Source organism: Actinomadura logoneensis (assembly GCF_003428695.1).
Lineage (GTDB): Bacteria > Actinomycetota > Actinomycetes > Streptosporangiales > Streptosporangiaceae > Spirillospora > Spirillospora logoneensis.
In genome coordinates this window covers 1-1225 of sequence record NZ_QURH01000494.1, presented here as the reverse complement: position 1 = coordinate 1225, position 1225 = coordinate 1, and the positions used below count along the sequence as shown (strand labels likewise).

2 protein-coding genes are annotated in these 1225 nt (G+C 73.3%); both read right to left on the bottom strand.

From position 1 onward, the window contains the following. A partial coding sequence (locus DZF91_RS23570; protein ID WP_407920930.1) for a hypothetical protein occupies positions 1-346 on the bottom strand: 346 nt, incomplete at its 3' end. 270 nt (positions 347-616) lie between these two features. Continuing rightward, a partial coding sequence (locus tag DZF91_RS23565) for a YbhB/YbcL family Raf kinase inhibitor-like protein (protein WP_328589201.1) occupies positions 617-1225 on the bottom strand: 609 nt, incomplete at its 5' end.

Here is a 1225-nt window from a genome sequence, read left to right as displayed (position 1 = left end):
GGGCCTGCCCGCCGGTGGGGGCGGCCATCGGCGGCTGGCCCGCGACCGGGACGTCGCCGCCGGGGCCCGCCACGCGGCGGTCGAAGCCGGGCTCGAAGCCCTGGTCGCCGTCGAAGCCGCCGTTGTCGTAGTTCGGGTCGTAGCCGTCGTCGTACTCGCCGGCCTGCGGCTCGGGAGCCCGGCGGCGGCCCCTTCCGCGACCGCGGTCGCGCGGCTGCTCGTCGTCGGCCGTCCACTCGTCGTCGGCGTCCCCGCCGTCGCCCCGGGCGCGCAGTCCCAGGACGACCAGGACGACCACCAGGACCACGACCAGCACGAGGCCGAAGACCACGATTGTAGAAGTCATGCCACCACCCATTGTCTTGGCCCGGCGTCAGCCGCCAGCGCGGACCGCGGGTCGGTCCCGATCATCGTGCGCGGTCGGTTCCCGGCGGACCCTAGCCGATTCTGTCCGACCGCTATGACCGTTGTCACACCTTTCGCGCACATAATCCCTCACCCGATGCGTCCCGAACGGCCGATACGGGCCGTCCGGTACGCCCTTGTCTCCCGGTCCCCGCGGGGTCCGCACTCGTCGTGCCGCTCCGGCGACCCGAGGGTCTCCGGGGGAACGGCTCTACTTGTCGCCGAAGTTCCCGGTGATCCGGCCCCGCCCGACGGTGTGCTTGGCGATGTCGCCCAGCGCGTCCTTCAGCGTGGCCCCGTTCGCGAAGGGAACCCTGGTGTCCAGCGCGTAGACGGTGAACCGGTACCGGTGCCGCTCGCCCTTCGGCGGACACGGCGGGGTGTAGCCCACCTTCTTCGCGGTGTTGCGCGCCTCGACCATCGTGCCGAGCCGTCCTCCTTCGACCAGCTCGTGCTGCGCCTGGTCGATGCCGGCGACCACCCAGTGGACGTTGGTGCCCCCGGCGGCGTCCGGGTCGTCCACCACGATCGCATAGGACTGGGCGGTCCGGACGCCTCCCGCCGACCAGCGCAGCGGCGGGGTCTTGCCCAGCGCGGCGGAACCAGAGTACGTCGCGCACGCGTATCGCGCGGGCAAGTCGCCGCCATCACGGAACACGGGGCTGGTCACGGTGAACCACTCGGAGAGCTCCGCGCTCTTGTTCTGGGGCTGGCCGATGAGGCCGCAGCCCGAGAGCGCCACGGCCAGCGCCGCCACCGAGGCCGCGGCCCCGACGCGCCGTCCGCGCCGTGCGGTCCCTTCGGCCCGCGCGGCCCGCGC